This window comes from Bacillus tuaregi, assembly GCF_900104575.1.
GTDB lineage: Bacteria > Bacillota > Bacilli > Bacillales > Cytobacillaceae > Bacillus_BD > Bacillus_BD tuaregi.
Window position 1 is genome coordinate 2,661,724 of sequence record NZ_LT629731.1, and the last position, 13,624, is coordinate 2,675,347.

Genomic DNA, 13,624 nt, shown 5'->3' on the forward strand with positions numbered 1-13,624 from the left:
ACCTCCTAAATAATTAACAACCACTTGCTAGTTTCACTACAAGCATGGGCTGTCATTCTTCTAATGAAAGATTAGCATTCTATTACTTATTTTAAAGCACAATCGTTGAAAGGAAAAAGAAATTAGTGTTTTTTTATTTAAATCAAATTCGCCCGTCGAATTTGCGTCCCGATTTTTATCGAGCTCGCTCGATAAATTACCTTAAAAAAATCTGTGACATCCGCTGGAGGCTTAACTTCATTCAGCCCCCCACTGAATCGAAGTACCATTTGCATTCATCCCCCACTTGTATAAGTGGAGGACTTCTGCTGAATGAAGTTAAAAGATTTTCAGATAGATAGTAAAAAATTATCATGTCTTTTGAAAAATATGTTAAAATATTTCTAATATATTTATATTTCGCAATTAGGTATTTTTTTAAGGAGGATATTGGAAAACTTGTACAGAATTGTAATTGAACGAGAAGATGACGTGTACATGGCTAGTACAATAGGAAAAAGAGTTTCTGAAGAATACGGTTTGACCAAAAGCCAGCAAACCAAATTAGTCGTATCCATCATGGAGCTAACTCGAAATATTGTCTTTTATGCAGACAAGGGAGAGCTTTTTATCAAACCAATACCCTCCTACGGAATCGAAATCATTGCTATTGACCAAGGTCCTGGCATACCGAATCTTGATCAAGTTTTAAATAATTCAGTCCCTTCCAAAACAGGTTTAGGATTGGGATTATCAGGAGTGAAACGTCTCATGGATGAATTTGAAATAACAAGTACTATTCATCTAGGAACAAAGGTTAGAGCCGTCAAATGGTTTAACGAAGGGAAGGCTAAGTATAGATGATTAAATCACCGATAACCAATGATTTATTATATGGTTTGATTGAACTTAGTCCTGAGGGCATAATTCAGCGGGCTAACAATGAAGCCAAAAAACTATTATTTTCCGACGATAATGATTCAAACTACCTTTTTCATTGTGTAAAAAATACAGAAATTAAGACAAAGCTTCATGAATGCTTTATGGGAAAAGCAAATGAGTTTATGGTAACAATTGATTCACAGCCTTACTTTTTTTTGTGTCACCGATCCTATAAAGATAGTTTATTAAATAGTATTTATATCTACGTTTTTAATGTTCAGAATTTGCAGAACTCACACGATCATAACAACTGGAATAATCATCTGTTATCATCGGTCGGAGAAATGGCTGCCGGAATCGCTCACGAGGTTCGCAACCCATTGACTGCGGTAAAAGGCTTCTTACAATTAATGGATCAAACCTATAAGGAAGAATATTCACAAATTGCCCAAAGTGAATTAGAACGCGCCATTCATATCCTAAATGATCTAATGAGTGTCTCAAAGCCTGAATTCATTCAAGAGAAGCAAATAAATTTCAATGTCATTTCTGAGATTGAATCCATTTTGCTGTTGTTTCAGAATCAGCTCTATTCCATCAATGTCATCAAGCATTTTGAAAATGACAATGCCATGATTGTCGGTCGAAAAGATCAAATCAAAAAAGCATTGTTTAACATTATCAAAAATGCGATTGAAGCGATGCCAAATGGAGGAACACTGGTAATTGATCAGGCTGATGAAGCTCAAAATGTAATTATCACGATTTCAGATTCCGGTATTGGCATTCCTAAAGACAAGCTTAGATTATTAGGTACCCCCTTCTTTACCTTAAAACAAGATGGAAAAGGTATGGGGCTGGCACAGGTATTTAACGCGATTCAAAGCAACAACGGTAAAATTAGTGTTACGAGTGAAGAAGGTCACGGCACCTCTTTTATTCTCACTTTTCCAAAAACAATTAAGCATGCTGATACATTTTTAGGAGGTCATTCAATGCTCACCACAATCGATTCAAGATTTGAATTATCACAGTTTTTAAATGAAAATGTTACTTTTTATTCTAAAGAATGGATTCAATACCTAAAAGAGAATAAAAGCTACATCACTTCACTTTTGCAGGAAAATGGAGATTTAACCTATTATGAGGAATTTGGCAATCCATTTTTCAGATTACTTGCTGCTAATATGATTGAGCTTAAAACAGAGGAAATTATGGATCATGCCAAAATGCGCGGTGTGAAAAGCGCCAAGGCTGACTTTCCTATTCATCTAGCATGGGAACTTTTTCAGTCCAGCCGAGGAATTATCTGGAGTGCGATTAAAACGTTTTATATGGAATCTGGTATCAAACTGGATACGGAGGAGTTTTTTATTCTTGAACGGCATGTAAACGATGTGGTGGACTTATATATTGATTCTTATACTGCATATTATGTGAACTATAAAGAAGAATTACTAAAAAGCCATCGCGAAACGGTTGATGAATTATCAGTCCCAATCATCCCTATTACTGAAAAGGTTTGCATTCTTCCTATCGTTGGAAATGTGGACACGTATCGTGCGAAGAAGATCAGAGAAAGAACCCTTGTTCGCGTTAATGAATTAAAGGCACACCAGCTCATTATTGATATTTCTGGCGTTCCTTATGTAGATACCGCCGTCGTTAATCATCTATTTAAAATTGTTAAAGGGATTAAACTACTTGGTTGCTCAACGATTTTAACAGGCATCAGTCCTGAAATCGCCGACACGATGATTGAGCTTGGCATTGAAATTGATAATGAGGTCAAGACAAAATCTGATCTTCAGCAAGCATTGCAGGATATACATTTATTCCCAAACAACTAATGGCACAGGCTTAATGATAAGGGCTTGTTCCAGGTTATATGGAATGCTGTTTTATGTAAGTATGATAGGAGATAAAGAATACACAACAACATTCGATTCCCAATTCAGGAGGACATTTATGGAGCAAGCCACCAATAAGAAATTAGAGTTAGGTAATTTTTTCAATCAAAATTTAACTTTCTATACAAACGAATGGATTAATTATATCGAAAATTCAAAGGGGTATTTGACTTCATTATTAAAGGAAACTGGCGAATGGACCATTCTAGAAGAGGAAGGTAATCCTCTGTTAAAATCGGTAGCCTATTTCATCTTAAATAAGAACCTTGAATACGTAACAACAACAGCAAAAGCAACTAGCGAAAGGCATGCAAAGATTAATTTCCCCATACATTTAGCCTGGGAGCTATTCCAATCAACGCGAGGTATTATTTGGAATGCTGTGAAGTCCTTCTATCTAGAGGCAAAAATCACGCTAGATATGAAGGAATGCTTTGAAGTCGAGCGGTATATTAATGATATCATAGACCAATTTGTCGAGACTTATACAGCTAGCTATGTAAGCTATAAGGATTATTTGTTAAGAAGTCATCGTGAAACAGTGGATGAATTATCAGTGCCAATTATACCCTTATCGGATAAGGTTTGCATTCTCCCCATTGTTGGAAATGTGGATACGTATCGAGCTAAGAAAATACAGGAAAGAACCCTATTGCGAATTAGTCAATTAAAATCTCAAAATCTAATTATCGATATTTCTGGTGTTCCATTTGTCGATACTGCTGTCGTGAACCATTTATTTAAAATTGTTAAGGGGATTAGACTTTTAGGCTGTTCAACCATTATTGTCGGAATAGGACCTGAAATTGCTGATACCATGATAGAACTCGGAATCGAAATTGAAAATGAAGTAAAAACCAAATCAACCTTGCAGCAGGCATTGCAGGATATGCTGTTTTTCTCATGAGCCTTGTCAAAAAAATCAAGTAGTCCTAACATTAAGAGGGTCAGGCACCCGCATAGTAACTTCATAAATCACTTCAGATACCGTGTGGACGCCTGACACTGATGGGACACCCCCCATTTATTCTTCCTCAAGGACAAGATCATTACTTCGAATCGTCATTAAGTCATGACGATCAAAATTATTTTGCATCAGTAGTCTCATAGCCTGTGCTCGAATAGCTTTTTCCAAAACATTTCTTATATAACGGCCATTTGAAAAGCTAATGGGGTTTAACGAGCTTTTTACCCATAATAAGTGTTCGCGGAGCTTCTTTTCTGCTTCATGACTCAATGTATATTCCTTTTCCTTCAACATAATTTCAGCAATTTCCATTAGCTGGTTTATATTATAATCCGGAAAATCAATAACAAGTGGAAAACGAGAGTGCAGCCCTGGGTTTAACGTGAGAAAAAAATCCATCTCTCTTGAGTAACCGGCTAAGATTAAGATGAATTCATGCTGTTTGTCTTCCATATGTTTTACAAGCGTATCGATTGCCTCTTTACCAAAATCCTTTTCACCACCGCGTCCAAGAGAATAGGCTTCATCAATAAACAGAATACCCCCGAGTGCTTTTTTTATTAAATCCCTTGTTTTTTGTGCGGTATGTCCGATATATTCCCCGACTAAATCCGCCCGTTCCGCCTCAATTAAGTGACCCTTCGATAGGACTCCCATCTTTTGAAACAGCTTTCCGATTAGTCTTGCGACAGTCGTTTTTCCTGTCCCTGGATTTCCTTTGAACATCATATGAAGAGCCTGTTTACCAGCCTTTAAACTGTTTTCTTCTCTTTTTTTATTAATATAAATCCATGCATAAATTTCTTTAATCATTTTCTTCATGACATCCATACCAACGAGGGCGGCAAGCTCTGCTTCAATTTCTTTCAACGCAGTATGTTCAGGGGGAATTGACTTTGGAGCAACAGAAGCTGGGGGAATATCATCTGCAATAGGACTTCGCTTCTGTGAATTTAAAACGATACTGATTTGTCCGTTGTTTTTCATTCGCATCGGTTGTTCCAAACTCCTCACCTCACATTCTTATACAATATACACCCAACATCTTTTTAACGTGACAAATGCCTATCGCTAATATGGTTAGAAGGGAGCAGGAATACGTTTCCCATTCATAATTCATAGAAAATATCACAGTATAGACCGAATAAAGGCACTTATTCTATTTGTATTCAACTTGCTGCTTGTTCATGAACAAATGAGACATCATAAAAAAGCATCCACATGTGGTAATGTGAATGCCTTTGTCGCCATATTATTTTGCCTGTGGTGCTTCTACTTCAATATGTACATTCCTTTGTGGAGCAAAGGTAGATATTGCATGCTTATAAACGAGCTGCTGCTTTCCTTCACACTCAAAAAGTACAGTAAAATTATCAAAGCCTTTTATTTGGCCTCTTATTTGAAATCCATTTAATAAAAATACCGTACAATTGGTTCCATCTTTACGGAGTTGATTTAAAAATTGGTCTTGGATATTTACTGAATGCTTCATGTATAAAGCTCCTCCTCTTTTGTCTCTACTATTATGTATTCGATTTAATTTTTAGCTTTCCTTCAATATAAGAGAAAATTTCAGTTATTTTTTTTTCACGTTCATTAGGTACGACTGCCGTCGTCATATCAAACCATTGGACATCCATTTTATTACGAAACCAGGTCAACTGCCTTTTCGCGTAGCGGCGTGAATTTTGCTTTAGGTTCTCGACAGCTTCACTAAGAGCTATTTTACCGTCAAAATATTCATAAAGCTCTTTATAGCCAATTGCTTGAACCGATTGGCAATTTCTGACTCCCTGTTGGTACAGCTTCTCTACTTCCTTTAATAATCCCTCTTCCATCATCAGGTCAACACGCTTATTAATCCGTTCATACAGTAATTCACGCTCCATGGTTAAACCAATAACAGCCGTGTCATATAATGGTTCTTGTTCTTGCGTATCTTGCCATTCACTCATCGTCTTTCCTGTACAATGATAGATTTCTAATGCCCTGATTACGCGACGAATATTATTAGGATGAATCTTTGCAGCACTATTGGAGTCAATCTGACTTAGCTGATTATGCAAAAGAAGGTTTCCTTCTTTATCAGCTACCTCTTCTAACTGTTTGCGGAATTCATCATTTGTAGGAGCTTCAGAAAATTGGTAATCATATAAAACAGATTGAATATAGAGACCGGTTCCACCAACAATAATGGGCAATTTTCCCCTCTTTGTAATATCTGAAATTTTCTTTCTTACTAGCTCTTGAAACTCTGCTGCTGAAAAAGCTTCCGTCGGGTGTTTAATGTCAATTAAATAGTGGGGAATTCCGTCCATTTCAGCGGGCTTTATTTTGGCGGTACCAATATCCATATATTTATACACCTGCATGGAGTCTCCACTAATGATTTCGCCGTTAAAAGCCTTTGCCAGTTTAATGCTAGTATCTGTTTTTCCAACAGCCGTTGGTCCGATTAAAACAACGAGCTTACTTTTCGTAGTCACTCTTTACACTACCTTTAAATAAGAATACGGTATTGCCATTTATTAATGGATACCTTCTCTATCATACCATATTTAGTTCGTAAATCAGTCAAACATCTATTCATTATGACCATTTTATAGAGAACTATTCATTTTCATTTCAAGGATTACAGCATCTTTTTATTGAAGATGATTTATTAATAAATTTTACCGCATGTAACAGCTGCGTATTCGATTGATTACAGCTCATTTACATTTAGATAACATCGCTACAAAACTTCGTTTTTCGTGCTAAGGTTTAATAAGAGTGGGAATACTATTGGAATTAGGTGAGAATACATGTTTTCGAATGCTGAAATAGGAATAGATTTAGGTACAGCGAATACGCTTGTCTATAGTAAAAATAAAGGTATCGCAATTAATGAACCAAGTGTGGTTGCGATGGATACAGGAACGAAAAAGGTAATTGCTGTTGGTCATGAAGCAAAAGAAATGATTGGGAAAACACCAGAAAACATTATTGCTGTCCGCCCATTGAAGGAGGGTGTGATTGCTGATTATGATATCACAACAGAGATGCTTCGTCATATTATTGGAAAGGCTTCAAAAGCACTGGGATTTTCATTAAGAAAACCAAATGTTGTTGTTTGTACACCATCAGGGTCTACAAGTGTTGACCGAAGAGCTATTCAGGATGCTGTTCGTCATGCAGGAGCAAAAAAGGTTTTTATTATTGAAGAGCCCGTTGCTGCTGCCATCGGAGCTGGTATGCCTGTAGATGAACCGGTTGCCAATGTTGTGATTGATTTTGGTGGAGGTTCTACGGAAGTGGCTATCATTTCCTTTGGTGGTGTGGTAGCCTGCCATACCGTAAAAATCGGCGGTGACCGTTTAGATGATGATATTATTCAATTTGTTAGAAAAAAATTTAATGTTCTAATTGGAGAAAGAACTGCAGAAAAAATAAAAATAGAAATTGGTTATGCTTTAGTAGACCATGAGGAATTAACAATGGAGGTGCGTGGACGAGACCTTGTGAATGGATTGCCCAAAACAATCACGTTATCCTCCTTTGAGATTCGAGATGCTATGAAAGAATCATTACTGCAAATTTTAGAGGCCATTCGAGCCACTTTAGAGGACAGTCCTGCAGAATTAAGTGGTGATATTGTTGACCGGGGTGTCATCCTGACTGGGGGCGGAGCCTTGCTGAAAGGAATGGAAGCTTGGCTGACACAGGAAATCGCTGTGCCCATTGCATTAGCAGACAACCCGCTTGAATGTGTAGCGATTGGAGCTGGCAAGTCACTGCAATATCTAAATAAGCTGCTTTATGCAGCCAATTAAAAAGGTCCATTTATGGTGAAACAACACCATAAATGGACCCTTTTTTTAATTATTTTTTCAAATTAGCTACATTACTCGTTTAAACATCTTTTCTAGCTCATAGACGGATGTATGAATAATAATCGGCCGACCATGGGGGCAGGTAAATGGATCCGTCGTTTGTCTCAATTCATCGAGTAATGCTTGAATTTCGTCATCTCGCAAATGACGGTTCGCTTTTATCGAGCCTTTACAGCTCATCATAATCGCCGCTTCCTCACGTAGCTTTTTAATATCCACTTTCTTCATCGCAAGTAGCTGCTCAATCATATCCTCGATAATTTCCTTTTCCTCTCCCTTTGGAAACCATTGCGGATGCGCCTTAATAATGTAGCTGTTATAGCCAAAAGGTTCAAGGAACACCCCTACTTTTTCAAGTTCAGCTTTGTATTCTTCAATTTTCAGAACTTCATCCGTTGAATATTCAAATGTAAGAGGAACGAGGAGTTCTTGTAATTCAGAAGCCACCATCCCTACTTTTTCTTTGTAAAATTCATATTTAATCCGTTCTTGGGCAGCATGCTGGTCAATAATATAAAGACCACGGTCATTTTGAGCAAATATATAAGTCCCGTGCATTTGCCCTATTGGATAAAGTGGAGGCACTCTTACTTCACTTTTTTCTTCCGTCATCAAATCAGGTTCCGCAAAATCCACAATCTGATTTTCCACTTCTGCTTCTATATGTGATAGACCGTTTGACCATTCTAAATCATCTGGATTCTGTTTAAGTGCAGATGACTCATTTTGGTCTCTGATATCCATGAATCGCTCCGCTTCTCTTACAGAAAATCCAACGTCTTCTGCCTTCTCCTCTATTTGTTCCTGCACTGCCCAGCCCTGCATTATTACTTCTTGAACATCCTCACCAGCTCGTGGCATCATTTTTGTCTCCTCAGTGCTACTGGAAGAACGTGCTGGAAGATGATCTAATTGCAACGCGGTTTGTTCAGATGCTTCCTTAACAGGCTTATTTTTAGTAAGACCAGAGGGAATAAGCTCTTTCTTTTGAAAGGCTTCTTTGATGCTTTGGGAAACAAGTTGGTTTAACTCCTGTTCCTTGCTTATGCGGACCTCTAGCTTAGATGGATGAACATTCACATCAACTAAAATCGGGTCCATCATAATATTTAATAATACGATTGGAAATCTGCCAATCGGGAGCAGTGTATGATACCCTTCCTGAATCGCCTTCACAAGTGGATAATTTTTAATAAATCGACCATTTATCATCGTTGAAATATAGTTCCTAGAGGCTCTAGTAATCTCAGGTAGAGCCAAATATCCATCGATTGTATAATCGAGCGATGTGACATGAATCGGTATCATTTTTTTAGCGATATTTATTCCATAGATAGCAGCTAACACCTGTCTTACATCACCATTCCCTGCTGTGTGCAATAGCTTTCGATCATTGTGAGATAATCGAATGGACACCTCTGGATGGGCAAGTGCAAGGCGGTTCGATACATCGGTGATATTACCAAGCTCTGTATGCACGGTTTTCATATATTTCAACCGTGCAGGGGTATTATAGAATAAATCGGTAATGATAATATCGGTACCTTTTCGAGAAGCTGCCTTTTCCAGTGTGACGATTTTTCCGCCTTCAAGAGCAATTCGAGTCCCGTCTAAGCCAGTGGATGTGATGAGTTCAAATTTAGAAACGGAGGCGATACTGGGAAGAGCCTCGCCACGGAATCCAAGGGTACGTATCCGAAACAAATCATGCTCATCCTTTATTTTACTTGTAGCATGCCGTTTAAATGCCATCGGTACATCCTTCTCTTCGATACCGTCTCCGTTATCACTTATTCGAATCTTGGCTAGGCCCGCTTCTTCAATTTCAATATTAATGATGGAGGCACCAGCATCAATCGCATTCTCAACCAATTCCTTTACAACTGAAGCTGGACGTTCAACCACTTCACCGGCTGCAATTTTATTTGAAAGTGCATCATCAAGCTGGATTATTTTCCCCAAAATTCATTCACCTCGGTTAGCTTCGCATTCTTTTATGAAGGTCATAAAGTATATTCATAGCTTGCATTGGTGTCATATCTAAAATATCTAACTCTTTAATCTGATCTAACACCCGTTTTTCTTTAGTACTCCATTGGTTCTTTTTCGGCGGAACAGGGTCATCAAACAAGGAAAGCTGAGCTGCTTCTTGACCTGCTGTCGTTGAAGCTGATGCGATCCTTTTCTCCGTAGCTTCCCTTACAGTAGAAGGCTTTTCAACTAAAGCCTCCCTAAGTTCTAGTCCATCTGACTCTTTTCTTTGCAACTTAATATCCTGCTGCTCTAAAGCTGCCAAAATTTCATTCGCCCTCGTTATCAGCGATGAAGGTAATTGAGCAAGCTGAGCCACATGGATCCCATAGCTCTTATCCGCAGGACCTTCTTTGATTTTATGAAGGAATACGACTTTGCCATTTTGTTCTATTGCACTAACATGAATATTGGTTAATCGTTCAAGTTCATCCTCAAGCACGGTTAATTCATGATAATGTGTTGAGAATAGTGTTTTCGCTCCAATATGATCATGAATATATTCAATAATTGCTTGTGCTAAGGCCATCCCATCATAGGTGGAAGTACCGCGACCAATTTCATCAAATAAGATAAGACTGTTCTTTGTCGCATTGGCTATCGCATTTTTGGCTTCAAGCATTTCGACCATAAATGTACTTTGTCCAGAAATCAAATCGTCTGCTGCCCCAATTCTTGTAAATACTTGGTCAAAAATGGGAAGAATCGCTTCCTCTGCCGGAACGTAACAACCGATTTGTGCGAGAATAGCCGTTAAGGCAATTTGCCGCATATACGTGCTTTTACCAGACATATTGGGTCCTGTAATCAAAAGTACTTCCTGCTCATTATGCATGAGGCAGTCGTTCGGCACATAACGGTCACCATTCATCACCTTTTCCACTACCGGGTGACGACCTTCTTTCAGCATAATACGGCGCTCATCTGAGAATACAGGCTTCACATAATGGCGTTCCTCGCTAATCGTAGCAAAGCATTGCAGTACATCTAATTCACTGACTATTTTCGCTAATGCCTGCAGCCGAGGAATATATTCCTTCACATGCTCACGAATCTCTGAAAATAGTTGATATTCTAATTCCATACTCTTTTCTTCGGCTTGTAAAATTAATGCTTCTTTCTCTTTTAATTCAGGAGTGATAAAACGTTCTGCGTTTGTTAATGTCTGCTTACGCTCATATCTGCCTTCTTCGAGCAAATGCAGGTTCGCTTTCGTGACTTCAATATAATAGCCAAACACCCGGTTGTAACCAACCTTCAATGATTTTATGCCTGTTTTCTCTCTTTCTTCACGTTCAAGCTGAGCGATCCATGTCTTCCCGTTTCGCATTGCATCACGATATGTGTCAAGCTCCTCATGATATCCATCCTGAATCATATTTCCTTCTTTAACGGACAAAGGCGGGTTTTCAATAATCGCCTTCTCCAGCAAATCAGTTATCTCTTCGCAAGGGTCTAACCGATCAGCTAATTGTTGGCTCACGGTATTACCAAGCTGCTCAACCAGGCTGTGAATAATCGGAATTTGCTGCAAGGACCTTCTTAACTGGACAAGGTCGCGGGCACTCACATTCCCGAAAGCTACTCTGCCTGCCAATCGCTCAAGATCATAGACTTCTTTCAATTTATCTCTTAATTCTTGGCGTTCAAAATAAGCATTCATAAAAGTTTCGACCATTATAAGGCGGGTTTCAATTGCCGTTTTATCAAGCAGGGGACGATCGATCCATTGCTTTAATAGCCGCCCTCCCATAGCTGTTTTCGTTTCATCAAGCAGCCAGAGAAGAGAACCTTTTTTCCCTTTCGAACGAATCGTTTCAGTAAGCTCAAGATTCCGCTTTGAATAATAATCTATCTTCATATGTTGATAGATTTGATAATTAGAAACGGGCTGTAGATGGCCAAGACTCCTTTTTTGTGTTCGATGCAGATAATTCAATAATCTTGCCATCGCTGTTCGAGGCTTGTCCTCGTTTATATCACAAAAAAGTGATTGATAGGATTCGTGAATCAATTCATCCTCTTCATATGAAATCGTGACAGTCATACGTTCACGAATTTTCCGCTGCCATGCTTCATTGAAGCTTGCAGATACAACCAGCTCCTTCGCTCCTAATAATGCTAGTTCATTGATTACTTCCTCTACTTGCCCATTCAATATCGTTACTTTATTTTCACCCGTCGATAAATCATTGTAGGCAAAGCCAAAGGTACCATCATCAAAAGTAGTGATGGCGGCAATATAGTTGTTTTCCTTTTCATGCAAGCCCTTGCCTTCCATCATTGTTCCAGGTGTAATAAGCTGTACAACCTCGCGGCGGACAACTCCCTTTGCCTGCTTTGGATCTTCCGTTTGTTCACATATCGCCACTTTATAGCCGCGCTCTACTAGCTGTTCAATATAAGAAGCAGCAGAGTGATAAGGAACACCGCACATCGGGATTCGCGCTTCCCCACCACCTTCACGGCTGGTTAACGTAATCTCTAATTCCTGAGATGCCTTAACCGCATCCTCAAAAAACATTTCATAAAAATCTCCAAGTCGAAAAAATAAAAAGGCATCTTGATAGTCTGCCTTTACCTGTATATATTGCTGTATCATCGGCGTATAAACGACCATCATATCCTCCAAAACTAATCATTTTTTTCATTTTTCATTACTCCATTATAACATACAAGAAATCATTCTCGTATGGGAGGTTTTTCTAAAGTAATTGTTCACAGTTCTAGACTTCAACAAAGAAAAACTAGGAAGCAAAGCCTTCCTAGTTCACATTTATTTATCCTTTTTTCCGTGTAGAAAGTCAGGATCTAACTCCTCAAAATCCTCATCATCCACGTCTAAGCACCAATCATCATCATCGTCGAATTTATCTGGATAAACAGCTACACAAACCTTTGTTTCCCCAATCACTTCAACCATAAACTCTCTTTCAACATGAACAATGATTTTATCTCCCTTTGGAGAAATCACACATTCAACACAGTTTGGCTGCTGCATCACCTTGGCAATAACATCTTGATCGTCCAGGCAATCAGGATCACGATATTTTAACTTAATGATATCACAATATTCGACACGTTCAGTCACTACTTCTGTTTTTGTATTTCTATTAAAAGAGTACCAAACGTTAATATCATAATAGCCCTTAATTTCAACCGTTTTTCCTACCTTTTTCGCCTCGTACGTATGGTTTATAATCCAACAGCCAAGAATGCTTGACGGCTGGTGTGAAGGGCAGATCGTATGGTTGGACTGCGTACTTTTACGTCCTTTTGCCACGACCGCTTTTGTGATTATCTCTCTGTAATCTCCCATTGCGAGCGAAACCTCCTCATTTATTTTCAATTCATCCTATGCTTGATATTAGGCTGGTGTGCGATTATTTTTTGATGAATATCAGAAAAAATATAGGCATGTTGCATTGTATGCTTACCGTTTGAGAAGGTTCCAATCCTGTTAATATCTCGCTTTTTGTCAAAAAATGAAAAAGTCCGGAATGTTATCCGGACTTTACAAGTTGTGTGTATTCTAATGGTGAGAGCAGTTTTTATTTTGGATTTCGGCGCCTGTTTCTCCACTAAGTAAATTTCCACCCGTTGCTTTAATAATCTCATCGGTAACAGCATTAGAAATAGTAGTGGCAACTAGCTGTAATAAATCATTTACATCTGCTTGAGACTGTTTAAATTCATACACAACTGGTATCTCATCTAATTCCTGCTCAAGCCTTGCAATTTTTTCTTCCGTTTTTCGTAATGCCTCAACTTTCCCGTAATGCTGAAAATTGACAGCTTGCTTCTGTAACGCCTTAATGGATGAAATATTACTACGCACTTTTTCATTTTCATGAATCTGTGCTTCAGCACGTTTGAAATAATCCACTTCATCTGTTTCCGCAATCATTTTAGCTATATCTCTTGCTTTTGCAATGATTTCATCCTTCGTATATTTCCCCATTATTTCCACCCCGATCGGTTCT

The 13,624-nt window shown here is 38.4% G+C and carries 11 protein-coding genes; 4 read left to right on the forward strand and 7 right to left on the reverse strand.

Annotated features, from left to right (window positions below; translation table 11 throughout):
* The first annotated feature begins 438 nt into the window (after positions 1 to 438).
* From BQ5321_RS15060 to BQ5321_RS15070, 3 genes are all read left to right on the forward strand, one after another.
* Positions 439 to 843, forward strand: coding sequence for an anti-sigma regulatory factor (locus BQ5321_RS15060; RefSeq protein WP_071395253.1), 405 nt, complete (start codon positions 439 to 441; stop codon positions 841 to 843).
* On the forward strand, positions 840 to 2,711 hold the full coding sequence (locus BQ5321_RS15065) for an ATP-binding protein (protein ID WP_071395254.1): 1,872 nt from the start codon (positions 840 to 842) through the stop codon (positions 2,709 to 2,711). Before BQ5321_RS15060 ends, BQ5321_RS15065 begins: the two co-directional genes overlap by 4 nt.
* 118 nt (positions 2,712 to 2,829) lie before the next feature.
* Positions 2,830 to 3,678: an STAS domain-containing protein gene (locus BQ5321_RS15070; RefSeq protein ID WP_071395255.1), complete on the forward strand. Its 849-nt coding sequence runs from the start codon at positions 2,830 to 2,832 to the stop codon at positions 3,676 to 3,678.
* Positions 3,679 to 3,795: 117 nt separating this feature from the next.
* Here the strand turns inward: BQ5321_RS15070 and spoVK are convergent, their stop codons facing one another.
* The 3 genes from spoVK to miaA all read right to left on the reverse strand — a co-directional run bounded on the left by spoVK (position 3,796) and on the right by miaA (position 6,224).
* On the reverse strand, positions 3,796 to 4,743 hold the full coding sequence (spoVK, locus tag BQ5321_RS15075) for a stage V sporulation protein K (protein WP_071395256.1): 948 nt from the start codon (positions 4,741 to 4,743) through the stop codon (positions 3,796 to 3,798).
* 247 nt (positions 4,744 to 4,990) lie between these two features.
* A complete protein-coding gene (gene hfq, locus BQ5321_RS15080; protein ID WP_071395257.1) occupies positions 4,991 to 5,230 on the reverse strand; it encodes an RNA chaperone Hfq in 240 nt (79 codons plus the stop codon).
* A gap of 31 nt (positions 5,231 to 5,261) precedes the next feature.
* The gene (gene miaA / locus BQ5321_RS15085; protein ID WP_071395258.1) at positions 5,262 to 6,224 is read right to left on the reverse strand and encodes a tRNA (adenosine(37)-N6)-dimethylallyltransferase MiaA; all 963 of its coding nucleotides are present in this window, start codon (positions 6,222 to 6,224) and stop codon (positions 5,262 to 5,264) included.
* A gap of 318 nt (positions 6,225 to 6,542) precedes the next feature.
* On the opposite strand from miaA, the gene mreBH reads away from it, so the two are divergent.
* A complete protein-coding gene (gene mreBH, locus BQ5321_RS15090; RefSeq protein ID WP_071395259.1) occupies positions 6,543 to 7,550 on the forward strand; it encodes a rod-share determining protein MreBH in 1,008 nt (335 codons plus the stop codon).
* Positions 7,551 to 7,616: 66 nt separating this feature from the next.
* On the opposite strand, the gene mutL is transcribed toward mreBH, so the two are convergent.
* The 4 genes from mutL to BQ5321_RS15110 form a co-directional block, all read right to left on the reverse strand.
* The gene (mutL, locus tag BQ5321_RS15095; protein ID WP_071395260.1) at positions 7,617 to 9,572 is read right to left on the reverse strand and encodes a DNA mismatch repair endonuclease MutL; all 1,956 of its coding nucleotides are present in this window, start codon (positions 9,570 to 9,572) and stop codon (positions 7,617 to 7,619) included.
* 16 nt (positions 9,573 to 9,588) lie between these two features.
* On the reverse strand, positions 9,589 to 12,261 hold the full coding sequence (mutS, locus tag BQ5321_RS15100; protein ID WP_187143791.1) for a DNA mismatch repair protein MutS: 2,673 nt from the start codon (positions 12,259 to 12,261) through the stop codon (positions 9,589 to 9,591).
* Positions 12,262 to 12,417: 156 nt separating this feature from the next.
* A complete protein-coding gene (locus BQ5321_RS15105) occupies positions 12,418 to 12,960 on the reverse strand; it encodes an outer spore coat protein CotE (protein WP_071395262.1) in 543 nt (180 codons plus the stop codon).
* Between the two features lie 213 nt (positions 12,961 to 13,173).
* On the reverse strand, positions 13,174 to 13,602 hold the full coding sequence (locus tag BQ5321_RS15110) for a YlbF/YmcA family competence regulator (RefSeq protein ID WP_071395263.1): 429 nt from the start codon (positions 13,600 to 13,602) through the stop codon (positions 13,174 to 13,176).
* Positions 13,603 to 13,624: the final 22 nt, after the last annotated feature.

What these genes read in the sequence shown, in the direction of transcription:
- BQ5321_RS15065 (WP_071395254.1), top strand. Translation starts at nt 840, where the DNA reads ATGATTAAATCACCGATAACCAATGATTTATTATATGGTTTGATTGAA.
- BQ5321_RS15070 (WP_071395255.1), top strand. Translation starts at nt 2,830, where the DNA reads ATGGAGCAAGCCACCAATAAGAAATTAGAGTTAGGTAATTTTTTCAAT.
- hfq (WP_071395257.1), bottom strand. Translation starts at nt 5,230, where the DNA reads ATGAAGCATTCAGTAAATATCCAAGACCAATTTTTAAATCAACTCCGT.
- mreBH (WP_071395259.1), top strand. Translation starts at nt 6,543, where the DNA reads ATGTTTTCGAATGCTGAAATAGGAATAGATTTAGGTACAGCGAATACG.
- mutS (WP_187143791.1), bottom strand. Translation starts at nt 12,261, where the DNA reads ATGGTCGTTTATACGCCGATGATACAGCAATATATACAGGTAAAGGCA.
- BQ5321_RS15105 (WP_071395262.1), bottom strand. Translation starts at nt 12,960, where the DNA reads ATGGGAGATTACAGAGAGATAATCACAAAAGCGGTCGTGGCAAAAGGA.
- BQ5321_RS15110 (WP_071395263.1), bottom strand. Translation starts at nt 13,602, where the DNA reads ATGGGGAAATATACGAAGGATGAAATCATTGCAAAAGCAAGAGATATA.